Annotated in this window: 17 protein-coding genes; 9 read left to right on the top strand and 8 right to left on the bottom strand. The window is 67.1% G+C overall.

The window, feature by feature from the left end:
• Positions 1 to 10 precede the first annotated feature (10 nt).
• The 6 genes from ABZW96_RS32570 to ABZW96_RS32545 all read left to right on the top strand — a co-directional run bounded on the left by ABZW96_RS32570 (position 11) and on the right by ABZW96_RS32545 (position 5,873).
• Complete coding sequence (locus ABZW96_RS32570) at positions 11 to 568, top strand: DUF3558 domain-containing protein (RefSeq protein WP_355080019.1); 558 nt, start codon at positions 11 to 13, stop codon at positions 566 to 568.
• Positions 569 to 910: 342 nt separating this feature from the next.
• Entirely contained in the window at positions 911 to 1,285 is a 375-nt protein-coding gene (rpsL, locus tag ABZW96_RS32565; protein WP_039801925.1) for a 30S ribosomal protein S12, read from the top strand.
• A gap of 1 nt (position 1,286) precedes the next feature.
• Positions 1,287 to 1,757, top strand: a complete 471-nt coding sequence (gene rpsG / locus ABZW96_RS32560) for a 30S ribosomal protein S7 (protein ID WP_014353063.1) — start codon at positions 1,287 to 1,289, stop codon at positions 1,755 to 1,757.
• A gap of 136 nt (positions 1,758 to 1,893) precedes the next feature.
• Positions 1,894 to 3,996 carry an elongation factor G gene (gene fusA, locus ABZW96_RS32555; RefSeq protein ID WP_355080017.1) on the top strand — a complete coding sequence of 701 codons (2,103 nt, stop codon included), beginning with the start codon at positions 1,894 to 1,896 and terminating at the stop codon, positions 3,994 to 3,996.
• A 99-nt stretch (positions 3,997 to 4,095) separates the two neighbouring features.
• Positions 4,096 to 5,286 (top strand): elongation factor Tu, encoded by a 1,191-nt coding sequence (gene tuf / locus ABZW96_RS32550; protein WP_067809956.1) that lies wholly within the window; start codon positions 4,096 to 4,098, stop codon positions 5,284 to 5,286.
• Between the two features lie 104 nt (positions 5,287 to 5,390).
• Entirely contained in the window at positions 5,391 to 5,873 is a 483-nt protein-coding gene (locus tag ABZW96_RS32545) for a hypothetical protein (protein WP_355080015.1), read from the top strand.
• Between the two features lie 375 nt (positions 5,874 to 6,248).
• On the opposite strand, the gene ABZW96_RS32540 is transcribed toward ABZW96_RS32545, so the two are convergent.
• A complete protein-coding gene (locus ABZW96_RS32540; protein WP_355080013.1) occupies positions 6,249 to 6,887 on the bottom strand; it encodes a hypothetical protein in 639 nt (212 codons plus the stop codon).
• A 115-nt stretch (positions 6,888 to 7,002) separates the two neighbouring features.
• Entirely contained in the window at positions 7,003 to 8,697 is a 1,695-nt protein-coding gene (locus tag ABZW96_RS32535) for a WXG100 family type VII secretion target (protein ID WP_355080011.1), read from the bottom strand.
• A gap of 320 nt (positions 8,698 to 9,017) precedes the next feature.
• Between ABZW96_RS32535 and ABZW96_RS32530 the strand changes: the two genes are divergently transcribed.
• Positions 9,018 to 13,811 (top strand): FHA domain-containing protein, encoded by a 4,794-nt coding sequence (locus ABZW96_RS32530; protein ID WP_355080009.1) that lies wholly within the window; start codon positions 9,018 to 9,020, stop codon positions 13,809 to 13,811.
• A 13-nt stretch (positions 13,812 to 13,824) separates the two neighbouring features.
• Positions 13,825 to 14,067, top strand: a complete 243-nt coding sequence (locus ABZW96_RS32525) for a hypothetical protein (protein WP_355080008.1) — start codon at positions 13,825 to 13,827, stop codon at positions 14,065 to 14,067.
• A gap of 50 nt (positions 14,068 to 14,117) precedes the next feature.
• Here the strand turns inward: ABZW96_RS32525 and ABZW96_RS32520 are convergent, their stop codons facing one another.
• The gene (locus tag ABZW96_RS32520; protein WP_355080007.1) at positions 14,118 to 15,050 is read right to left on the bottom strand and encodes an alpha/beta hydrolase; all 933 of its coding nucleotides are present in this window, start codon (positions 15,048 to 15,050) and stop codon (positions 14,118 to 14,120) included.
• Between the two features lie 102 nt (positions 15,051 to 15,152).
• Between ABZW96_RS32520 and ABZW96_RS32515 the strand changes: the two genes are divergently transcribed.
• Positions 15,153 to 15,965 (top strand): helix-turn-helix domain-containing protein, encoded by an 813-nt coding sequence (locus ABZW96_RS32515; protein WP_355080006.1) that lies wholly within the window; start codon positions 15,153 to 15,155, stop codon positions 15,963 to 15,965.
• A gap of 177 nt (positions 15,966 to 16,142) precedes the next feature.
• Here ABZW96_RS32515 and ABZW96_RS32510 read toward each other — a convergent pair whose 3' ends face one another.
• The 5 genes from ABZW96_RS32510 to ABZW96_RS32490 all read right to left on the bottom strand — a co-directional run bounded on the left by ABZW96_RS32510 (position 16,143) and on the right by ABZW96_RS32490 (position 23,150).
• On the bottom strand, positions 16,143 to 17,450 hold the full coding sequence (locus tag ABZW96_RS32510) for an FAD-binding oxidoreductase (protein ID WP_355080005.1): 1,308 nt from the start codon (positions 17,448 to 17,450) through the stop codon (positions 16,143 to 16,145).
• Positions 17,451 to 17,476: 26 nt separating this feature from the next.
• A complete protein-coding gene (locus tag ABZW96_RS32505) occupies positions 17,477 to 18,928 on the bottom strand; it encodes an amidase family protein (RefSeq protein ID WP_355080004.1) in 1,452 nt (483 codons plus the stop codon).
• A complete protein-coding gene (locus ABZW96_RS32500) occupies positions 18,925 to 19,377 on the bottom strand; it encodes a DUF2871 domain-containing protein (RefSeq protein WP_355080002.1) in 453 nt (150 codons plus the stop codon). The genes ABZW96_RS32505 and ABZW96_RS32500 overlap by 4 nt, the downstream gene beginning before the upstream one ends.
• A 7-nt stretch (positions 19,378 to 19,384) precedes the next feature.
• Positions 19,385 to 19,822 (bottom strand): DUF4267 domain-containing protein, encoded by a 438-nt coding sequence (locus ABZW96_RS32495; RefSeq protein ID WP_355080001.1) that lies wholly within the window; start codon positions 19,820 to 19,822, stop codon positions 19,385 to 19,387.
• A gap of 73 nt (positions 19,823 to 19,895) precedes the next feature.
• A complete protein-coding gene (locus ABZW96_RS32490; RefSeq protein ID WP_355079999.1) occupies positions 19,896 to 23,150 on the bottom strand; it encodes a BTAD domain-containing putative transcriptional regulator in 3,255 nt (1,084 codons plus the stop codon).
• Between the last annotated feature and the right edge of the window lie 28 nt (positions 23,151 to 23,178).

Below are 23,178 nucleotides of genomic sequence, written 5' to 3'. Positions count from 1 at the left end.
GGGGAAGGGCATGAACGTGCGACGAGTCCTGCGCGGGCGAGGCGCGGTGGCCGCCGCTGCGGTGGCGGTGGCGCTGTCCGTGGGCGGCTGTAGTCAGGTGGTGCCCGGTTCGCCGCAGCCGGTGGGCGGAAGCCAGCCGGTCAACACCAGGCTGGACAAGTTGCTGCGCGAATGCATGATCCTGTCCGAGGAGCAGATCGGCAAGGCCGTCGGCGAGGGCGTCACGGTCAGCGAGTCGTTCTTCGGCGCGGTGTGCATGTGGGATCTGATCGGCGCGCCCGGCGGCAACGGGATGGCCACGCTCAACTGGTACGAGAACGGGACGCTGAGCAACGAGAAGCAGACGAACAACAAGCTCGGCTACGAGACCACCAACATCACCATCCAGAGTTCGCTGGCATTGCAGATACGCAGGCCGAAGGACCCTGATTCCTGCGGCGTGACGGCGAGTGCGCCGGACAACGGCGTGATCGGCTGGTGGATCAACTACCGCCCCGGCTCGGCGCATCCCGACCCGTGCGACGCGGCCAAGAAGCTGATGGAAATGACCTTGAACCTGGCCAGGTAGACGATCTTCGAACCGACCCACTTTGACCCTGTGTCCCGGCCACGGGTATCGTGGACCGCTGTGCCCGGAAGCATGCGGGCAAGTTCGTGCGTGACCGTAGGCCAGCGAGAGCGGCCGACGAATCCAGCGTGCCCGGAATAAGGGCTCCGCGCCGCGCGCGACACGCCCGACCTCGGGACGCGAGAAACGTGGCCGGACGTGCGAGTGAAAGCTCGATGACAGCGGCGTGAACGACGGGCCTCGAAGTGGAAGCTTGTCTTCACGAAGGGCCCCGGGAACGCCGCGAACTTAAAACAGACACCAAGTCCACACACCGCGTTAACTAATAAGGAAAGCCGGTCTATGCCAACCATCAACCAGCTGGTCCGCAAGGGTCGCCGCGACAAGGTCGCCAAGACGAAGACCGCGGCCCTGAAGGGGAGCCCGCAGCGTCGTGGCGTGTGCACCCGCGTGTACACCACGACCCCGAAGAAGCCGAACTCCGCGCTGCGCAAGGTCGCGCGTGTTCGCCTGACCAGCTCGGTCGAGGTCACGGCCTACATCCCGGGCGAGGGACACAACCTGCAGGAGCACTCGATGGTGCTCGTGCGCGGCGGTCGTGTGAAGGACCTCCCCGGTGTTCGTTACAAGATCATTCGCGGCTCGCTCGACACCCAGGGTGTGAAGAACCGCAAGCAGGCCCGCAGCCGCTACGGCGCCAAGAAGGAGAAGAGCTGATATGCCACGCAAGGGCCCCGCACCCAAGCGTCCGCTGATCAACGACCCGGTCTACGGTTCGCCGCTGGTCACTCAGCTGGTCAACAAGATCCTGCTGGACGGCAAGAAGTCCACCGCCGAGCGCATCGTCTACGGTGCGCTGGAGCAGGCGCGCGAGAAGACCGGCACCGATCCGGTCGTCACCCTCAAGCGCGCGCTGGACAACGTGAAGCCGTCGCTGGAGGTGAAGCCCCGCCGCGTCGGTGGCGCCACCTACCAGGTGCCGGTCGAGGTCCGTCCGGGCCGCGCCAACACTCTGGCCCTGCGCTGGCTGGTCAACTTCTCGCGTGCGCGCCGGGAGAAGACCATGGTCGAGCGTCTGGCCAACGAACTGCTCGACGCCAGCAACGGCCTCGGCGCCTCGGTCAAGCGCCGTGAGGACACCCACAAGATGGCCGAGTCCAACCGGGCCTTCGCGCACTACCGCTGGTGACGTCTGCCCGGCCCGTCGTCTGGGTCGGGAGGCACAGCCGGAGGCGGCACTCACCGGCCGCTTCCGGCGTTGACATAGAGGCGACCACAGGGTCGTCCCCGATAATCCCAACTAGCTACGAGCGGGGAAGATTTCCGTGGCACAGGACGTGCTCACCGACCTGAACAAGGTCCGCAACATCGGCATCATGGCCCACATCGATGCGGGCAAGACGACCACAACTGAACGCATCCTCTTCTACACCGGCATCACCTACAAGATCGGTGAGGTCCACGACGGCGCTGCCACGATGGACTGGATGGAGCAGGAGCAGGAGCGTGGTATCACCATCACCTCCGCGGCTACCACGTGCTTCTGGAACGACAACCAGATCAACATCATCGACACCCCCGGGCACGTCGACTTCACCGTGGAGGTGGAGCGGTCGCTGCGCGTGCTCGACGGCGCCGTCGCGGTGTTCGACGGCAAGGAAGGCGTCGAGCCGCAGTCCGAGCAGGTGTGGCGTCAGGCGGACAAGTACGACGTGCCGCGGATCTGCTTCGTCAACAAGATGGACAAGCTCGGTGCGGACTTCTACTTCACCGTGCAGACCATCAAGGACCGCCTCGGCGCGAAGCCGCTGGTCATCCAGCTGCCGATCGGCGCGGAGGACACCTTCGAGGGCATCGTCGACCTGGTCGAGAACAACGCCAAGGTCTGGCGCGGCGAGACCAAGCTCGGTGAGCAGTACGAGGTCGTCGAGATCCCGGACGAGCTGAAGGAGAGGGCCGAGCAGTACCGCCAGGAACTGCTGGAGACCGTCGCCGAGTCGGACGAGGCGCTGCTGGAGAAGTTCTTCGGCGGCGAAGAGCTGACCATCGAGGAGATCAAGGGCGCCATCCGCAAGCTGACGGTGACCTCCGAGCTCTACCCGGTGCTGTGTGGCTCGGCGTTCAAGAACAAGGGCGTGCAGCCCATGCTCGACGCGGTCATCGACTACCTGCCCTCGCCGCTGGACGTGGAGGCCACCACCGGCCACGTGCCCGGCAAGGAAGAGGAACTGCTCACCCGCAAGCCGAGCGCCGACGAGCCGTTCGCGGCGCTGGCGTTCAAGATCGCGGTGCACCCGTTCTTCGGCAAGCTGACCTACGTCCGCGTGTACTCCGGCAAGGTCGACTCCGGCGCCCAGGTCATCAACTCGACCAAGGGCAAGAAGGAGCGTCTGGGCAAGCTGTTCCAGATGCACTCCAACAAGGAGAACCCGGTCGGCGCGGCCTCGGCCGGTCACATCTACGCGGTCATCGGTCTCAAGGACACCACCACCGGTGACACCCTGTGCGATCCGCAGAACCAGATCGTGCTCGAGTCCATGACCTTCCCGGACCCGGTCATCGAGGTCTCCATCGAGCCGAAGACCAAGTCCGACCAGGAGAAGCTGGGCACCGCGATCCAGCGTCTCTCCGAAGAGGACCCGACCTTCTCGGTCAAGCTCGACCAGGAGACCGGCCAGACCGTCATCGGCGGTATGGGCGAGCTGCACCTCGACATCCTGGTCGACCGCATGAAGCGCGAGTTCAAGGTCGAGGCGAACGTCGGTAAGCCGCAGGTGGCCTACCGCGAGACGATCACCAAGCCGGTCGAGAAGCTCGAGTTCACGCACAAGAAGCAGACCGGTGGTTCCGGCCAGTTCGCGAAGGTGATCATCGCGCTGGCGCCGTTCGTCGGCGAGGACGGCGCGCACTACGAGTTCGAGAACAAGGTCACCGGTGGCCGCGTGCCGAAGGAGTACATCCCTTCGGTGGATGCCGGTGCCCAGGACGCCATGCAGTACGGTGTGCTCGCCGGCTACCCGCTGGTGAACCTGAAGGTCACGCTGCTCGACGGCGCCTACCACGACGTCGACTCGTCGGAAATGGCGTTCAAGATCGCGGGCGCGCAAGCGCTCAAGGAAGCGGCTCGCAAGGCCGGTCCGGTGATCCTCGAGCCGATGATGGCGGTCGAGGTCACGACGCCCGAGGACTACATGGGCGACGTGATCGGCGACCTGAACTCCCGCCGTGGTCAGATCCAGGCCATGGAGGAACGCAGTGGTGCCCGTGTCGTCAAGGCGCTGGTTCCGCTCTCGGAGATGTTCGGTTACATCGGTGACCTGCGGTCGAAGACCCAGGGCCGGGCGAACTACTCCATGGTGTTCGACTCGTACGCGGAGGTTCCGGCCAACGTGTCGAAGGAGATCATCGCCAAGGCGACCGGCGAGTAATGGCTCCCGGGCGTTTGTAAACCCTTTCCCCGTTGTCCGCGGGGATGACCCCCGCACTGCTGCAATTGCACGCACCAACAAGTCCAGGAGGACAAAGAAGTGGCGAAGGCGAAGTTCGAGCGGACGAAGCCGCACGTCAACATCGGCACCATCGGTCACGTCGACCACGGCAAGACCACGCTGACTGCAGCGATCACGAAGGTGCTGGCTGACAAGTACCCGGATCTGAACGAGAGCTTCGCGTTCGATCAGATCGACAAGGCGCCCGAGGAGAAGGCTCGTGGTATCACGATCAACATCTCCCACGTCGAGTACCAGACCGAGAAGCGCCACTACGCGCACGTCGACGCCCCGGGTCACGCCGACTACATCAAGAACATGATCACCGGTGCGGCGCAGATGGACGGTGCCATCCTCGTGGTCGCCGCCACCGACGGCCCGATGCCGCAGACCCGTGAGCACGTGCTGCTCGCCCGTCAGGTCGGCGTGCCCTACATCCTGGTCGCGCTGAACAAGGCCGACATGGTCGACGACGAGGAGATCCTCGAGCTCGTCGAGATGGAGGTCCGCGAGCTGCTGGCTTCGCAGGAGTTCGACGAGGACGCGCCGGTCGTGCGGGTCTCCGGTCTGAAGGCGCTCGAGGGCGACCCGAAGTGGGCGGAGTCGGTGCTGGAGCTGATGGCCGCGGTCGACGAGTCGATCCCGGACCCGGTTCGTGAGACCGACAAGCCGTTCCTGATGCCGATCGAGGACGTCTTCACCATCACCGGTCGTGGCACCGTGGTCACCGGTCGTGTCGAGCGTGGCGTGATCAACGTGAACGAGGAAGTCGAGATCGTCGGCATCCGCGAGAAGACCACCAAGACCACCGTCACCGGTGTCGAGATGTTCCGCAAGCTGCTGGACCAGGGCCAGGCGGGCGACAACGTCGGTCTGCTGGTTCGTGGTCTGAAGCGTGAGGACGTGGAGCGCGGCCAGGTCGTCGTGAAGCCGGGCACCACCACCCCGCACACCGAGTTCGAGGGCCAGGCGTACATCCTGTCGAAGGACGAGGGCGGCCGCCACACCCCGTTCTTCAACAACTACCGTCCGCAGTTCTACTTCCGTACGACTGACGTGACGGGCGTTGTGACCCTGCCCGAGGGCACCGAGATGGTCATGCCCGGTGACAACACCGAGATGTCCGTCAAGCTGATCCAGCCGGTCGCCATGGACGAGGGTCTGCGCTTCGCGATCCGCGAGGGTGGCCGCACCGTCGGTGCCGGTCGCGTCACGAAGATCATCAAGTGATTCGCTGAATCGCTGAGAACGGCGCCGCTCCGAAAGGGGCGGCGCCGTTCGCGTTTCGGGGCTCCTATTCCAGCGGTTCTGACATCCGAGGTAGTGTGGATGTCATGAGCGCTGCCTACGACGTTGTCCCTTTCAGCGACTTACTGCACAAGCCTGCGGTGACCGCGAAGCTCTTGGACGACGTGCGCGCATTGCGGCTGCGTCGGCGCGATGCCGACGATCTGGCACTCATGCGGGTATCGCAGATGGATGCCGAGGGCATAGTTGTCGATTTCACGGCGCGACTGCTCGCGGGTCTGGTGCGTCGGCTGGGTGCGGAGGCCGTGCGGGATGTCCTGCCGGACGCTGTTCCTTGGGTGACCTTCCTCCCGGCAGGGGATCTCGATCAGTTTCTCGAAGAATTGGTCGCGGTAGCGCGGGGTGCGGCGGCCTTGGAGAACCTCGCTCCACTGGCCACGCTGCTGGCACAGTGGCGGCACACAGCTGAGATCTATGCCGACCCGGCGCTCTTGGCAATTCTGACTCGTGAGCCGGAAGGCGATCTCGGGCCGGTCCCGGTGCCGGAGTCGGAAGAGTCGGCCGGATGAGTCCGAAGCGGGGCGATCGCGTCGCGCCCTCTGCGGTCGGCGAAGAATTCGAAGTCCGTTTCGCGACTACCGAAGCCTGTACCGGTCGGGAGCATTTGGCGCAGCACGCGGCTGCCAACCTTCGTCGGGCGTTCGACGCGATCCGAGCGAATCCGAGGGCATCGGCGAACCCGGAGCGGCAGCATCGTCTCAAAGGTTCGATGGGATCGGCGGTGTGGAAGGGCGCCACTCTCGAGCGCTGGCAGTACGAAGGCACCAGTGGGGGCAGAGTCTGGTACTTGATCGATGACGATCATCGAACCACCTGGATAACGTACGCCGGAACCGGTCATCCGAAGGCCACGGAATAGCGTTGGATGCTGCAGCGGCGGGTGCTCAGCAGGCATAAGCGCGGCCGACGGCCGGTTCGCGCTCCGTCTGCGGGAGTTCGCGCAGGCAGCCGAGCGGGACGACGCCCTCGCTGCTCAGTTGCACGCCCGTGCCCTGGGCGGGGTGCACGCAGGTGAGGCCGGTCGTCGCGATGCGGCAGGCGTAGTCGCCGAAGGCGATGGTGCTGTCGTACGGCAAGGTCCGGCCATGACCGTTGATGAAAAGCCCTGGATCGCCGCGGAATTGGCCCACCGTCAACCGGTGCCCCGTGTAGGTCACGTATCCGCCGAACCATTGGCCGTAGCCCTCGCCCGGCGCGGGCACCGGTTCCTTCAGTTCGACCGTGCAGTCGAACCCGTCCATTCCCAGCGCTGTCCCCGTGACGCAACTGATCTTGCTGGTAGGGCTGACGAACGCGATATCGTCCCGCAGGTCGGTCACCGGACCGCCCTCGATCCGGGCCGAATGGAAGCCGGCGAGATCAACCGGCGTACCTTGCCGAACCCAAGCGATCCGATCTCTGAGTTCCCCTTCCTTCTCCGGTGCCGCCGTCGCCCGCGGCGACGACGCCGTCTGTGACGCCCCCGCTACCGGCTGCGGCCTTCCCGCCGTGGTCTGCGCGCAGCCGCCCAGCAGCAGCACCAAGCTCATCGCAACCATCCACCGCATGCTGCTCACAATATCGCTGCCTCTCAACGAAATTCACCTTCGCAAGCCGGACGCTCACACACTGGCCGCTCGTACGACTGTGCGGTGGTGATTACGGGGGTGTGGGGGAGTCCGCGGTGGTGACGAGCAGGCGGTGCAGTACCTGCGCGGGCGGCGCGGCCTCTGCGGCGTTGAGGACTACGTCGGTGAATGCCTCGGCCAGAGCAGCGGCGGGGTGGAATCGCCCGCGATCGAAGCTGCGGCCGCTCAACTGCGACCGCCATTCCTGGAAGCCGGACACCGTGCGATTCAACGAGCCCTTGTCCTCCGGGTTCAGTTGCGGCATATACGCCCTGACCAGCACGCGCTGTGCGGCGGCGCGAGCGCGAAAGCCGCCTGCTCCGTCGAGCGCTCTGCCGAGCTCGCGCACGATCGACGAATACACGGGCCGTCTCGCGCATCCGGGGGCGAGCATGCCCGCGTTGTCGGCTGTGGTGACGGTCTGCTGTAAACGCTCCGGGTCGGTGGCAGCGCCCACCGCCAGCACGATGCGTGCGGTGAGCACCCCCTCGGACGCGACCGAGGAGCGCTTCTCCGGTGAATCAGGAGCGTTCTCGGAGTCGCCAGGTGTCGCGCCCGAATCCCATTCCAGCCGCGTCGCTTCGCCGCTCGCCAGTTCTTCGATCCCAATGGCGCGCAAGACGATTTGCGGGTATCGCGGCAGCACGTCGTCCACTGCGGCGACGATCTCGGTCAGTACCTGGACCGCGACGCCCGGGGTCTCGAAACCGAAGGCGCGCACGCCGTGGCGGTCGGCGAGTTCCCGGGCGAGGCGGGCTGCGACCGACTCGGCGGAGGCGTCCACTTTCCGGTTTGCTTTCTCGTCCTTCTGATCCGGTCGTGCGGGAGGGCGGCCCGGCGCGCGCGGCGGCGAACCGGGTGTCCCCGCGTCCGGGGCGGAAACCCTCGGCGGACGCGCTGTGATGGGCCTGGACCATGGCGTACTCGGAGCCGTGGCGCCGGTCTGCTTCGCCACGCCGGCCCGGGGCGTCACGGCGGTCTGATTCGTGGCGGCAGGCTTCGTCCACGGGGAAGACGGCCGATTGCCCTGCGTGGGACGCGTGGATGCGGTTTCTGCCCGATGAGCGGGTTGCGCGCTGGAACCGGGTGTATTTGGCTGTTCGGTGCCGCGGTGGTCACGGCCGGGCGGATTCCCCTCGGTCCCGCCCGGCTGCTGCCTCGGGCTCGAACCGTCCTCAGGCGTGCCGGGAGTACCGGCAGGAGCGCTCGACAAGTCAGGTGACCGAGCGGTCGCAGGCGCGGTGACGGGAGTTCGGTGGGCCGGCGGGGCCGCCGTCGAGGCCGCGGTGGGCAGAGGAGATCCTGCGTATGGCTGCGCGGCAGTAGGTACGTCCGTAGCGTTCGGGCTGAGCCGGTGGGTGGGGGTGACCTGCTCTCCCAGCGGGATCGATACCGGATCTTTCTGGAACGCGTCGGCAGTGTCACGGATACGCTGCCCGACGGCCCGATCGTGATTCTCAAAGTTTTCGGCGAGATTGCGCAGATCGGTGCCTGCCTGCTGGAGCACTTCGACGAGGCTGTTCAAGTCGGCCATCGTTCGTTTGTGCTCCGGAACGTAGGATTCGGCGAACGCGCGGCCGGCGTCGTCCTTGCCCCAAGGCTCGCCTTCCTCGGCCAAGGCCGCGCGCAGTTTTCGCACGGTGGCCGCCACGTCCGCCCCGATCAGGTCGAACTGCGGCGCGTGCTCCCGCAGCCGATCCGGATCGACCGAAAATGTTTCGCCCACACCGTCTCCCTATGTACTTGCAGACATTGTCCCGGAACCGCTGGTCGCATACCCGCCTGTGGTGAGACTCCCGCCGCCGGGCCGGGACCGCGTGACGGTTGCCCCAGAAAGCGCCGTCTGGTCGATCGGCTCGGTGTGGGATAACGAAGCTACTTTCGGCGCAGTACTTTCGGATTAGTTGCAATCTCGACTGTCCGTCGCGCTGGGTACGGCCAGCTTTCCCTTACCGATCGAATTCCCACTATTGGGAATAATGAGTGCGGTCCGATATGTCTGAATGATCTCGCAGCGAATGTGAGGGTGCCGGGAGGCAGGCTGCGATGGATGCTAGCGGTTTGCTGGCCGAGGTGCCTTCGGCTGTGCGCGAATTGGTCCTCGGCCACTGGCCGGAGACCGACATCGATGGAATGCGTCGTAACGGGGACGCGTACCTGGTGGCTGCCGGTGAGTTGAACGACTCCGCCGACCGATACGAGGGCGAGGCCGGGCGTACCGAGCAAGCCGTGCAAGGCGCCACGTCGACAGCCCTGGCCGACCGCCACCGTGTCGTCGTGAAATCCATGCGCGATCAGGCAGCGGTGTGCCAGAGCTTGGGAAAGCAGTGCCACGACGTCGCTGATTCGAGTGTGCAAACACAGCATCTGCTGCTCGCGATGGGGATCGCCCTCGCCGCCCAATTGGCCTACGATGCTCTGCTGTTCTTCCAGGGCGGGGGCGCGAAGGCGCTGATCGACCGGATCGAGGCCGAGCAGGCGATGGCCGCCGCGGCCGCGAGACTCACCGCGGAGGTGGGCGAACGAGCGGTAGCGGGCGCTGCGCAGCGGGCTGCGCTGCACGGCGCGGTGCACGCGGCGAAAGTCGGTCTTCTGACCAGTGCCGCGATCAGCGGCGGCGCACAGCTGTGGGACCTGAAAGACGGCGTGCGCGACAAGTTCGACGTGGGCGCCTTCCTGGAAATGCTCCTCGGCGGTGTGGTCGGTGGTGTGGCGGGTGCGGAGGTCGGCCGCAGACTCGCGCCGCGCGTGCTGGGCTGGGCGCGCGGCCGAGCGATCAGTCAGCGCGGTCGGCTCGCTGCCCATATGGGCGGCACGATGTTGCTCGGCGGCGCGGGCGGTGTGACCGGCGGTCTGGCAGGCGCGGTGCCGTCGGTGTTGATCCACATGGACGAGATCCACAGCCTCGGTGACCTGTTCAAGATGGTTCGCGAAGCCGCGATCACCGGCTTCGGCAGCGGGTTCGTCGGCGCGGCGGGTAGTGCGATCCGAGTCCACACCGCAGGCCGTACCGCGATGCGTTCGGAAGGTGACGCCCCTCGACTCGGTCTGCGCCACTGGGAATTCGCCTCACGCATCAATGAGCTGTTGAGTTCCGGTGAACCACCGCGAGTGGAGACCATCGAACGATTCAGCACCGAGGGCAAGTCGGCGAGGGTGGTAGAGCGGCTCATCTTCCACGACGGCACCGAAGTGATCCACAAGGTGGTTTCCGATCCGCTGCACGCACACGCGGAATTCCTGAGCTCGCTGGTCGGCGACGCGGTGGGCGCACGGGTGCCCGCGGTGCACGTGATCGGCGACCACGTCTACATGGAAGTGGTGCCCGGCACGGTGGCGGCGGACACGTATCCGCGAAGCGCGTTCCCGCAGGACGTCGTCAGCGGTCCTGCCGGAATGCGCCAAGGTGTCATGGACGTGCTGATACGCATACCGGACCGCAATGGCGACAACTGGATGGTGGATCCGGACGGCAACGTATGGGGGATCGACCACAGTCGCGCGTTCGAGAATTTCACCGACGCGCAGTATTCCGTCGGCCCCTTCGCGGAGAACTTCCTGCGTTACGGGGACACCAACGAGATCTTGTGGAACGACCACGCTCTCACCCGCCCGGAGTTGCTGGAGATCCGGCAGCGTGTCGAAGAGTTGAGCCCGGTGTTCTACGCCGCGGGTCATCGGGACTGGTACGACGGCATGCTCCAGCGGATGACCGCGTTGGAGGAACATGCCGCGGGTGGTGGTGACGCCGGGCGTGGGGTTCTGCCGCCTGTGTCACCGCAGTCTCCCGGCTCGGCGCCGGGAATCACCCCTGGTGACGGCCGGGCGGTGTCGGTCACGCCGCGACAAGACCGGCCGCCCGGCGCTGACGCATTTGCGGGCAACGGGAGGCCACCCACACCGCGCGGCGAAGTCGACGGCTCGGCGGTCGCGCCACGAGGCCGCCGGGACCAGCCGCCGGCGCTACCACGGAATGCGGATGGTCCGCTCGTCCGGCAGGAGGAACTGACGCCGCGGGTCCCGGTCGACGAGACGTCGGATGGACGGCCGATCCGGGACGATTCGCGTGTTCCGGACGAGTCGAGGCCGCGTCCTCCGGTCGCTGAGGCAGATCCGGCCGGGCGGCAGTCGGCAGCGGATGAGGCTCCGGCGACACACGAAGAGCCGACGCCCCACACGCGGACCGACGAACCGACGTATGACGGCCCGCCGACACGACCGCAGCCGCGCGTCCAGCTGCATGAGCAGTCGGCGAGCCAGGACCGGTACACGCTCGCGGGTGCGCCGCCGCCGGCCGGACTCACCGGGCACTACCGCCATCCCGAGGGTGGCTACGTCGACGTGGTGCTGACCGGCCCTGAGGGCGCGCGGATTCCGCTGCGACTGATTCCCGGCCAGGAATACGTTTTCGGACGCGGCCAAGGCGCGCTGCTGGAGCAGGTCGCGAACGATCGGGTGTCACGCCGTCACGCGACGCTCAAGGTGGACGATCAAGGCCACGTCATGCTCCGCGACGAGAATTCGATGAACGGCACTTTCGTCGACGGCAAGCAATTGGCGGGCGGGCAATGGGTGCGCATCTACGACGGGCAAGAGCTGCTGCTGAGCCGGGACCTCGAACTGGGGGTGACATTCGAGCGGCAGACAGCCGAAGTCCGGTTGTTCGGGGACGACGGGCCCACGTTCACGCTGCATCGTGGCCGAGAAGTGGATCTCGGTCGCGGCCTCATACACCCTGAGGCGACCGGCCGAATCACTGTGTCGGGCCGCCACGCGACCATGGGCATGGACGAGGACGGTCGCGTGTGGATCCGGGATGCGGGCTCCACCAACGGCACCCGGGTGAACGGCGACCTGCTCGCCGAAGGCGAGAAGCGCACTTTGGCACCGGGCGATGGCGTGCGATTCGGCGGCTACCGCGGGGAGGCGCAGTTCATTCCGCTGGACGCCGCGCTGGACGCCAGCCCGGTGCACGTGCGGTTCGGCGTCGGGACGGACGCGACATCCGTGCGGCTGGAACCCGGTAGGCCGGTCATCATCGGCACCGGCGAGAGTTCGCCCTTCGCATCCCAGTTGCGTGGCATCCGCGGCATCGGGGAGCAGCACGCGACGCTCGGGCTGGACCACGACGGTCGTCTGTGGATCAGAGACCACCGGGGGTCGGAAGGGGTATGGATCAACGGGGACAGGATCGCTCCGAACCAGAGGGTGACACTGTCCGAAGGCGACAACGTGGGACTCGGCCCGGACTATGTCGGGACCGCTCGTATCGGCAGCGAGGAACCCCCGCAACTTCCGCCCGCCGAGCTGCGCTTCGAGCAGCGCAGACAGAAGCTCCCCATCCGCCTCGAACCCGGCCAGGAGGTTTCCGTCGACGTCAGTGCGCTGAACGGCCACGCGATGGTGATCGGCAGGCCGGGACGGCAGGTGATCGTCGGACGTGACCTGGATGGCGGCATCTGGGTGCTCGATCGGGTTCACGACGGCTGGAACCCGCTGCGGGTCAACGACGAGATCGTGCCGGAGGGCCAGAAACGCTACCTGAACGCCGAGGACGAGGTGAAGTTCGGGGACGTGTCGACACGGCTGCGATTCGGCGAGGAACCGCCGCTGGAGCTGCGGTTGTCCGACGACGAAAACGTGCCTCCGCTGACATTGCGGCGTGGTGAACAGGTTGTGCTCGGGCGCGGGACCGACTCCCCGCTGTCGGACCAGTTGACCGACACATCGGTATCCCGCCGCCATGCCGTCATCTACCGCGACGAGTTCGGAACTCTGTGGTTGCGCGACGAACACTCCACGCGGGGGACGTGGGTCGACAACATCAAGGTCGATCCCGATCAAGGGCCGGTTCGGCTTCGTCCCGGCGATCAGGTCCGGCTCGGTGACTGGATCGGCGCCGCACGTTTCGAGGACGGTTATGGTCAGGCCCCTCCGCGCCCGTTGGCGGTGAAGCTCAACAACTCACTCGGCGACGTGTCGCTGGATCTGGTGCGCGGTGGCGAACCGGTCCTGCTCGGGCGGGACGGGACGGGGATACCCAGCGGGCTTTCGCGCGCCGACCGGATCTCGCGCAGGCACGCCAGTATCGGCACCTACCCCTCCGGCCGCGTTTGGATCCGCGATGAAGGATCTACCCACCACACCTACGTCAACGGCGAAGAGATCGCACCCGGCACGAAAGTCATGCTGCATCCGGGGGATCAGGTGCGCCTGGCCGATGTGTACGAATTCACTGTCGCTTATCCTCCCGCCGACGGTGGCGCATTCGTCAACATCATCGACCAGACACCTGAGACCGGGCAGATGGTGACAGATCTCGCCCGAGTGCCCAGCCATATCTACGCGAGGGTAAGCGAGCATATGAACGCCGTGGCCGGTGGCGGAATCGTCATAGGTAATCGCCCCCTACTCCAGTTGCCCGGTACCGAGAGCCTTGCAGGCAGTACCCCATACGGACGCAAGGCCGGAACGAGCTGGAACACCGTCCAGGGCGTGTACATGGGTGGACCGCGCCGGCTGGTGATCAACTCCGGCGGGCGCAGCGGCAGCGAGAACGTGGTCTTCCACGAGTTCGGGCATGCGGCCGACGCGGCGTACGGTACCGGTGGAAGATGGCTCAGCGACACCCAGGAGTGGCGCGACCTGCACGCGTCGATGCTTCAATCCATCGGGAAAAAACATAAGTGGAACGATTACTACAACCGTCGCTGCGAGGCTTTCGCCGAAGCGTTCACGGCGTGGATGCACGGCGACATCAAGCAGCTTCGCAAGTTCGCCCTCGGCAACGACCAGATTGCCCGTCAGTTGAAGGATTATTTTGACCGCGTATTCGGATGATACGAGCCCACCCATGCTGGCAGAAGACGGCGTGACCATCCTGCTGCCGCTGCGTGGCCAGACCGAGGACGGCGTCTTCTACAGCGGCTTCGAGGAGTTCCACCCCGGCGACCCGGGCTACGAAGAAATGCTGCCTGTCGCTCGGGAGAACCCGGTCGCGGAGAAGGAAGAGCCGCAGCGGCCGGTCGATACCGATACCTTGACCCGCATCCTCCGTGAGGCGGGTTTGGACGGACCGACCGGCGAAGACGACTAGCGGGAGCTGCGGCCCCGCAGGAACCACCCAGAGGTGGCCGACGACTACGGTCAGTGCCGGCCGACGAAGTCACGGATGAGGGCGCCGGTGCCGTCGGGCTCTTCGACCATGGGTGTGTGGCCACAGTCGAGGCTCTCGATCCGGATGCCAGGGACGCGGCGGTAGTCCTCGTAAGAGTCCGGCTGCCATCGCTTGTCCTGAGAGCCGTAGAGCACCATGGCCGGAACGCCGAGGTCGGTGAGCCGGTCCGGTTCGGACCGTTCCCGCAGGTAGTCGTCCGACGCGGTGGAGGTCGCGGTGAGACTGCGGTAGGTCATGCCGCGCAGGTCGGCGACGAACTGGTCGGGGATCCGCACGTCCCGGGTGAACGCGGAACTCATGGCTTGCCGGAGCACGACATCCGGGAGCAGCGGCCACAGCGGCTGTCCGATCGCAGGAACGAACAGTAGGTTGCCGACCGGACCGCTGCCGGTGACGGCGTCCAGGCGGGGACCGGAGTCGATCAGCATGATCGCCGACACCAGGTCGTGGCGCTGTTCGGCCAGCGAGGTGGCCACGTAGCCGCCGGAAGAATGCCCGACGACGATCGCCTGTCGTACGCCCAGCTGGTCGAGCACGGCCCCCACTCGGCTCGCCTGTTCGGACGTGCTGTAGCCGCTGTCGGGTTTATCGGACTTGCCGTGGCCGAGCAGGTCGATACGCACGACGTACCGGTCCCGCAAGGCGGGCAGCACCGGATCCCAATAGGCGGTCGAGGCGCCCAGTCCGTGCAGCAGCACCACCGCGCGAGCGCCCGGCGTTCCGTCGGCGACGACGTGGATGTCTCCGCCCGGAAGATGAACCATGTGCTCGTGCGAATCGTCGGTCTCGGCGTTCGCCGCGCCGGTCGTATAGCCGGTGGCCACGGCGACCAGGACGGTGGCGATCAGCAGCCCGATATTGCGCCACCGATTCGGTCTCGCGGCGGTAGTGGTTTCGTCCACGGTTGCTCCTTCGATTGGTTGGGACACCACCACGTTCTGGCACGACAGCGGGCCGCGTATTGAAGAAATGTCAGCGTGCGCGGCTGCTCATACAATCGACGTGTGCCTTGGGACATCGCGCGACCGGCGCGGCCACCCGCCCTGCGCGGCGTCGACATGGCCGGATTCCATGTGCACGGGGACGGCCCCGAGCAGGTGCGTGTCATTCCACATCCGGCGGTCACGGTGATCGTCGAGTTCGGCGAGTGCGGCTTCGAGGTCCGCGACTCGACGGGCCGTAGCCATTCGGGCAGTCTGACACTCGGCCTCGCCGGCACCGCGCTTCCGGTCCGTGTCGACGCCGTCGAATGCGTCCAGATTCGCCTGGAACCGGTTGTCGCCCAAGCGATTCTCGGCCTTCCTCCCACCGAGCTGGGCGGTAGCATCATCGGCCTGGACGACCTCTGGGGTCGGGAGGCGGGGTGGCTGCGCGAGCGCCTGCACGAGACGCCGAGCTGGCCCGACCGGTTCGCCCTGGTCGACACCGCGCTGTCCGCGCGGTCCCGGCACGACCAGCGCGTCGACCCTGAGGTCGCCTGGGCATGGCGGCAAATCAAACTCAGCCGCGGCCGTTTCCGCGTCGAGCACCTCGCCGCCGAGCTGGGCTGGAGCCGTCAACGACTGTGGTCACGCTTCGGCACGCAAATCGGCCTGACCCCCAAACGCGCCGCCAAACTTGTCCGCTTCGACCACGCCGTCCACCGCCTCGTGCAAGGACATTCCCCCTCCCGAGTAGCAGCCGACACCGGCTACGCCGACCAATCCCACCTCCACCGCGACATCCGCGAATTCACCGGCGTATCCCCCACCGCCGCAGCCACCGAACCCTGGCTCACAATCGACGACCGAGCCTGGCCGTCGACGATCGCGACGTAATTCGGCACGATACCGCTCGGATACTCCTGGCCCCGCGAAAACGGATGGGCGGCGAAGGGAATCGCCCTCGCGGCCGATATCGACATAGCTGGTCGCGGGCACAGCGCTGCCGCGCCGATCACGTTGGCGGGGCAGCGCTGTGTGGAGGTGCCTGACCTCGGTCTCGAAACCGGAGGTTCAGTGGAGAATCGGGAAGTTGGCGCGGAATACACCGTGTGGGTCGCGGGCCTGCTTGAGCTTTCGCAATCGGTCCAAGGTGCCGGTGTCGAAAACCTCCGCGACACTGTCGCCGGCGGACAGGACGGTGTACGGTTTGCGGCCGCTGACTCGCGCGCCCAGATCGGCGATGATGCGCTTCTGCGTGGCGAGTACCGCGGCAACGGTGTCGGGATCCGAGCCGGTGGCCTGCAGAGACAGTGCGTAGGGCTCCGCGAACGGCGGAGCCGCGCCTCGGGTGGGCTCGGCGAGCGCACCTCCCAACTGCCGGAGCTGGATGCCCATCAGCGGATCGATCGGTGCGTGCAGCAGGATGTCGGCGGCGGTCTCGTCCAGTGCGGTCAGCAGTTCGGTTCGCAGCAGTCCGGGGCCTGGGGCGGTGGGCTCGTTGACGATGGCGCCCAACTCGGCCGGGGACAATTCCCGGCGCGTGTCCGCGAGGATGCCGTCGATCGTGTCCAGCCGTCGCAGCAGGTCCCGTCCGCGCGCCGGTTCGCCCAGGTAGGCGGCGGCGATCGCGATCACCGGCGGAGCCTGCGGCAGTTCCAGCCGATTGAGCCAGACCGTGAGTTCGGCCGGTGCGTGATCGGTGATGTCCTGGAAGGCCGCACGGACCGCCTCGGTCTGCGCGGCCGGCCAGGCGATCAGGCCACCGAACAAGGCCGGAGCCGCGAACAGATCGAACTCCACAGCCGTCACCAGTGCGAAATCCCCGCCGCCGCCGCACAGTGCCCAGAACAGCTCCGGGTCGGATTCCGCCGTGACCCTGGCCTGACGACCGTCGGCATCGACGATGTCGAAGGCCCGGACGCTATCGGCCGCCCAACCGTATTTACGGCCGAACCACGATAATCCGCCACCGAGGGTATAGCCGACAACGCTGACCACCGGGGAGCTTCCGGCCAGCCCGGTCAAGCCGTGCCGGGCGGCCGCCGCCTGTACGTGCCCCCAATTGGTCCCCGCACCGACGCGGGCACGTCGCCGGGCCGGATCCACCTCGATCCGATCGAGTCGGCGCGTGCGCACCAGGATGGCGCCGGCGGTATCACCGGAAGCGCCGTGGCCGTTGGGCTGAGCGGTCACCGACAGGCCCGCGCCGCGCGCGTAGCCGACCACAGCGGCCATATCCTCCGCGTCTTCGACGTGCACGACGGCCGCTACCGGCTGGTCGATATTGAGGTTCCACGGGGTCCGTGCCGTATCGAACGCTTCGTCACCCGGCAGCAGTACCCGTCCGCGCACGGCGGATCGCAATGTGTTGTGTGACATGTAGATTCCCTTCGCTACAGAAATGTTCACCGCGTCGTGTCCGAGCCGATGGATCGAGCCTGGTTCCGGGTGGCCGGGTCGGTTGCCGGGGAGATGGGTGTGGACATCGGAAAGGCCGCTTCGATATAGGCGGCGGCCGTCAGCGCGCGGCGCTCGGCGAATGGGGCGGTGATCAACTGGACACCGATGGGAAGACCCTCGGCCGATACGCCCGCTGGGACCGTGACCGCGGGCAGGGCCAGGTAGTTGGCGGCGATCGTGAGGCGATGCGCCGCGTACATGGTCGCGACTTGTGCGGTGCCGCCGAGGTCGTAGCCGACCGGCCAGGGCAGTTCGTCCGAGACCGGGCCGAGCACGATCGGATGCTCCGCGAGGAAGCGGGACCAGGCCGCGCGGCGGGTGAGGCGCTCACCCAGCGCGGTCATGTAGCCCGCCAGATCCAGCGGCGGGAACAGGTCGATCGCCGCGTCCACGAAGGTGTTCAGTCCGGCGCTGCCGACTCGCCGCATGGCTTCGCGGCGCTGGACCACCACCTCGGTGGAAACCAATCGACCGTAGTCCGCCGCCACCTCGCCCAATTGCGGCGGATCCAGTTCGGCTACCGGATACCCCGCGCGTTCGAGGGCGTCGGCGCAGCCGAGCAGTGCTGCCCGCACCTGCGGATCGATATCGTCACCGAGCGTGACGGCGACTGCGGGCAGGACGGTATCGGTCGCGTCACGCACTGGAATCCATCCGGGATCGCGCAGGTCAGCGCTGTCGCTGAGTACCTCGAAGGCAGTCGTCAGATCGCGCACGGTGCGCGCCAACGGTCCCGGCGCCGCGAACAATTGATTCGTCGGCGCGGGTGCGGCCCCGGACAGGCTCGAGGCCACCGCTACCCGGCCGGGTGTGGTGCGTAGGGAGGCGACTCCGCAGAACGCGGCGGGTACGCGCAGTGAACCGCCGAAGTCGGTGCCCAGGCCTAGGGGGGTCATGCCCGTGGCTACCGCTGCGGCGTCACCGCCGCTGGAACCGCCCGGGCTGCGAGTCGGGTTCCACGGATTCACCGTCGGGCCCGCCTCGTCGTTGTCGGTATGCCAGCGAGTGGCGAAGTCCGGCATGTTCGTTCGCCCGATGACGATCGCCCCGGCTCGCCGCAGTGCGGACACCGCGGGTGCGTCCGCTGTCGCGACGGCCTGCCCGAAGGCCGCCACGCCCCAGGTGGTCGGGCTGCCCGCGACATCGAGGTTGTTCTTGATGGTGACCGGGACCCCGTGCAGCGGCCCCGTCGGCGCCCTGCGGTCGGCCGCGGCCGCCTCGGCGCGCGCGGATTCGCTGAATACCGTGGTGAGCGCGCCGATCTCGGAGTCGGCCTGCTCGATGCGCTCGAGATGCGACTCGACGACCTGGGTCGCGGTGACCGCACCCTCGGCGATCAGCGTCGCGAGCGAGACCGCGTCCCGCGTCCACAGTGCGCCGTCCTGCCCGGTGTTCATAATGCCTCCCGTTCGGCGAATACCGCTGCGCTGTGCGGTGTTCGACTGTCGTCGATGGATTTGCCGACGGTGATGAAGAAGAGGATCAGCCCGACGGCCAGCAGGATGTGGCCCACGCCCGCGCCGAGCGCGATCGCCTCACCACTGCTCTTGCCCAGCACGGTGAGGGTGCCGTGCAGCGTCATGGACACGACGGTGATGGCCAGGCCGATGTTGTACAGCCAGAAGAACCAGCCGTACAGGCTTCCCCGGGCGCTGAGCGTGAACTGTTTCTCCAAGGCCAGCACGATGAGGAAGAACAGCATGCCCAGCGCCAGCACGTGGGTGTGCACGACACCGAGCTGCGACTGCCCGGTGAAATGTTCGACCTTGGTGATCTCGCGGTAGTAGAACCCGGAGATCAGGCCGATGATCATGTAGATGTGCGCGGTATTGAGCAGTGTCTTCATCGGGCGCTCAGCGATTTTCCCGGCGCAGCAGCAGCGCGCCGGCTGCGGCCACCAGGCCCGCGGTGAGACCGTGCACGCTCAGGGCGGTCGCGGTGGAGCCGCGGCGCACCAGGATGGTGAGCATATCGCCGGTCGGGATGAGGGCGATGGTGAGCAGGGTCGCGCCGAGGGTGCGGCGCTGCCCGGCCGCGAGCAGGACCAGCATGATCAGACCGATGACCACATCGCGGACGCCTTTGACGTTCAGAAAGCCGTTGGCCTCGCCGCGCGGCCAGTCGGTGAAGCCGAACCCCGGGGCCATTCGCTGCGGGGCGAGCAGATAACCGCCGCCGACGGAGATGATGAACCCGGCTCCCAGTACGGCGCCGGCCCTACCGAGACGTTCGCCGAGTCGGCGGGAACCACGCACGGAAACAACTGTTTCCGTATTCGAAGGAACTGACATGAGCACTCCTGGATCGGTGGGATACGTGTCCCGAGCATCCAGTGCCGCCCGTACCGTTCGCTGACAGCCGTTGTCAGCGAACGGTACGCAGCAGTTCGAGCACCGCCTCGTCCGGAAGCCGGGCGCCCGCGAGGAATTCCGCGCCCAGGCGAACGGGCCCGAGCGCCTCTTCCGCTTGGTCGAGCGCCCGCCGCCGGAACGGGCCGATGCGGATCACCCCGGCCCTCCGGTTGATCCGGTCGGTTGCGCCGAGAATGCGGGCCGCCTGGTCCGGGGCGTCCTTCGCCAGAGCAACCAGGGCGTAACCGATACCGACCTCGGCCAGCAGCGCCGCCGAGGTCTGGGCGGCCAGATCGCGGGGCATGGCCAGCTCTCGCAGCGCGTCGTCCGGCCGGCCCGCCGCGACCAGGGCCGCCGCGTGCGCGGTGCTCACGAAGGCCAGGTTCACGAATCGGACGGTATCGTGGCGTCCTGCGGGTGGCGGGCCGTCGGGGAGCGGATGCTCGGACATCTGCCGGTACAGTTCCATCGCGCGGTCGTTGTCGCCGCGCAGGTGGGCCAGGTGCGCCTGCGTCGCCGCCAAGAAGCGCCCAGGCGCGGGGATGATGTGCGGGGTGATCACGGCCTCGGCCTGGTCGATATAGGTTGCCGCGACCTCGGTATCGCCGCCGACCAGGTGCATCTCCGCCGCGAAGAGCAGCACGCCCATGCGCTCACCGGCGCCCAGGTCGGCGCTGAGCAGTTCCAGCGCGCTCGCGATCAGCGGGCGGGCGCTGTCCAGGCCGAGCATCCGGGTCCGGTAGCTGGCCAGGGAGATCAGGGCGCGGCTGTGTGACCGGGCGTCGCCGTGCGCGCTCAGGCAGGTCAGCGCCGCCTCCAGAGTGGGCAGGGCGCGGGCCGGGTGGTCGCCGCCCAGTTCATCGAAACCTTTTGCTATCAGCGCATTACCGCGTAGCCATGGATCATCGGAGGTGGTGCACGCGGTCAACAGGCTGTCGTCGTCGCCGAGTAGGTCACGCAGCGCCAGTATGAGCACGAACATCGGGTGCGGAGGTCGATCCTCGGTGAGGGCCGCGCGGGTCAGCCGCTCGAATTGTCCCGTGTCATCTCGGATCTGGCCCCACCAGATGTTGGTGAAGTACGCCGGCAGCTCCTCGGCGTACCGGCAGGCCAGATAGGCCCCGGTGCACCCCGGCGGCGGTGTGTCGTCGATCAAGGCGAGGACCTCGCGGCGGCGTTCGGAGATGTCGCCGTGCAACCCGCGCAGCAGCCAATACCAGACGAGATTCGAGTACAGGCGAACCGCGCGCTCGCCGTCGCCGACGTCCAACGCCCACCGCAGTGCGGTCTCGCAATTGCCGTGTTCGGCGATCAGCCGCGCGAGCCAACCGGGTTGTGCGGTAGTGCGTAATCCGTGGGCGGCGGCGTCAGCGAATTCCGAGAAGCAGTCGGCATGGATGCGGGCGACTTCGTCCGCATCGCCTGCGGCGGTCAATTCCGCTGTCGCATAGGCGCGGATGGTCTCTGCCATTCGATAGCGCTGTCCATCGAAGTCGACCAACGACTTCGTCACCAGTGAGGTGACCGTGTCGATGGCGTCCGGACCACACACCGAAGTAACGGCGTCCAAGGTCGCTCCGCCGGCGAAGATCGAAAAACGCCGGGCTGCAGTGGCTTCCGCATCGGTGAGCAGTCCCCAGCTCCAGGCGACGGCCGCGTGCAAGGTTCGATGGCGCGGGACCGCGTGGCGAGTGCTGTTGGTGAGCAGCCGGAAGCGATCGGTGAGCCGGGCGCTGAGGTCCGGTAGCGGCAGGCTCCGCAGGCGAGCGGCGGCGAGTTCGATAGCCAGCGGCATGCCGTCCAGGCTGCGTACGATGGCGCGGATATCCGCGGAATTGAGCTCGGACAGTGCGAAATCCGGGAGTGCCGCGGTGGCGCGGTCGATGAACAGCCGGACCGCGGGCGATGCGGTGACCGCCGCGATATCCGAGTCGGCTTCGGGCAGGTCCAAGGTCCGGACCGGATACAGTCGCTCGCCGTCCATGCCGATCGGCTCCCGGCTCGTGGTGAGCACCCGCAGCAGCGGCAGCCGCTGCAACAGATCGTGAATCAGGCGCGCGGTCGCCTCCACGACATGCTCGCAGTTGTCCAGTACCAACAGCATTCGGCGGCCGGACAGCGTCCGCTCCAGTACATCGGCCCATTCCGTGGACAGTTCATCGGGTCGCTCGAACTGAGCGAGCGCGTTCGCTATCGCCACTCCGACCGCGTTCATGGCCGGCCGGTCGGGCCGCTCCCGCTCGAGTGCGGCGAGTTCGACGAAAGCGAAACCGTCCGACCAGTCCTCGGCGTGCGCCCCGACCGTCTCGGCGGCCAGCCGAGTCTTCCCCACGCCCCCGGTACCCGACAGTGTCACCAGTCGGGCCTCGCGCAGCGCCCGTCGCACTCCTTCCACGTCGCGTCCGCGTCCGACGAAGCTGGTGAACCGCCTGGGCAGCAGCGGTGCGGATGCGCCGCTGGTTCGCGATGCTTCCGTAACTCCCGTCGGACCCGATCCGTACGCCGTCTCGATCGCAGGTTTGTCGACTGCGGGATTACGGGGTGCGTTCGTGTGAATTTCGGCCAGGGCCGAGCGCAGGACCTCGGCGGGTGTCGTGCCGAGTTCGTCCAGTAACAGGGTCTCGGTTCGCTGAAACTGTTGTATCGCCTCCGAGGTTCGTCCCGCTGCCGCGAGCGCCCGCACCAGTCGTGCGGCCAGCGTCTCCCGGAACGGATGTGCGGCTACCTCCGTGCGGAGCTCACCCAATACCTCGCCGCCTCGGCCCAAGGCTCGAAAGGCGTCCGCTCGCAGTTCGACCGCCTCGAGCCGCTGTTCGGTCAAATGCAGTGCAGCGACCCGCAATGCCTCCGATTCTCCCGCATCGATCAGCGGCTCCCCGCGCCACAAGGCGAGCGCGGCATCGAAGCACGCGATGGCTCGTTCGGGCTCACCGGCCGCCAGCAACGCTCGCCCTGCCTCGACCTCACGCCCGAACCGATGCACATCGACGTCCTCGGGCGTGAGCTCGAGCACATACCCGCCCCCGTCATTCCGCACCGTGCCCGGTGCCGCCGCTCGCAACCGACTCGCCAGAGTCTGCAACGCATTCCCCGCCCCCGCCGGCGGGTTCTCCCCCCACACCCCGTCCACCAGCCGCGCCGCCGGCACCACTCGCCCGGCTTCGAGCGCCAGCAACCCCAGCAATGCCCGCACCCGCGGCCCCCCGACCGACGCCTTTCTCCCGTCCGCGGCCACCACCCGCACCGGACCCAATAGCTCTACCAGCATGAATCGTCCATCTCGCGATCGATCCTGC

The sequence above is a fragment of the Nocardia sp. NPDC004168 genome (assembly GCF_040610355.1).
In the GTDB taxonomy this organism is placed as follows: domain Bacteria; phylum Actinomycetota; class Actinomycetes; order Mycobacteriales; family Mycobacteriaceae; genus Nocardia; species Nocardia sichangensis.
The sequence above is the reverse complement of the archived record's forward strand: the minus strand, read 5'-3'. Positions and strand labels throughout refer to the sequence as shown.